We start from the raw sequence: 975 nt of genomic DNA, 5'->3' as shown, positions 1-975 counted from the left end.
GAATGGCATCACGCCACGATAAATATCCCGTGTAGTCACGCCTGCAGGCGCAACCCCTTTCAAATAGAACAAGCTGAAGCCAAATGGCGGTGTTAAGAAGGAGGTTTGTAAGTTCATCGCGATGAGAATAGCAAACCACGTCATGTTGATGCCGAGCAGCTCAGCAACCGGTGCGATAATAGGAACGATGATGAAACAGATTTCAACGAAGTCGATAAAGAAGCCCAGAATCAAAATCACAATCATCGTAATGATCAAGAAGCCCCACTTCTCACCCGGGATCTGCAACATCCATTCTTCGACCAGATAGTCACCGCCTGTATACGTAAACGCCATCGAGAACGCCGTCGCACCCAGCAAAATCGCGAACACCATCGCGGTCACTTTAACTGTCTCTTTCGACGCATCGTAGACCATTGACCAACTAAATTGCTTGTACAGTACGGCGAGAACAATCGCCCCAGCCCCGCCCAGTGCTGCCGATTCCGTTGGCGTTGCAACACCGGCAAAGATGGAGCCCAACACAACAATGATCAACGCCAATGGTGGTAATACAGCTTTCAGCGCCTTGATCACTTCTTCCCTGCGGCTGAGTGACTCATCACGTTCAATCGGCTGCGCTGCTTCAGGGTTAAGCTTGGCGTAAATAAGGATGTAAACAACGTATGCACCCACTAGCGCGATACCCGGCCACACGGCCGCTTGGAACAAATCTCCCACTGGCACGCCAAGCACATCGCCGAGCAAAATGAGTACGATAGAAGGAGGAATAATTTGCCCCAACGTACCTGAAGCACAAATGGTTCCGCACGCGAGGCCTTTGTCATAGTTGTATTTGAGCATCACAGGCAGCGAGATCAACCCCATGGCCACCACAGATGCCCCCACTACGCCAGTCGATGCCGCAAGGAGCGCGCCCACCAGCACCGTCGAAATTGCGATGCCGCCACGGACGCCACCAAACAGACGCCCCAT

1 protein-coding gene is annotated in these 975 nt (G+C 52.4%); it reads right to left on the bottom strand.

Annotated elements, in window-relative coordinates:
• Positions 1 to 975: TRAP transporter large permease subunit (locus R8N47_RS23875; RefSeq protein ID WP_318185933.1), on the bottom strand; the 975-nt coding region annotated here is incomplete at both ends.

It is taken from the genome of Vibrio sp. 2132-1, from assembly GCF_033344315.1.
This window is presented reverse-complemented; position numbering and strand designations above follow the sequence as displayed.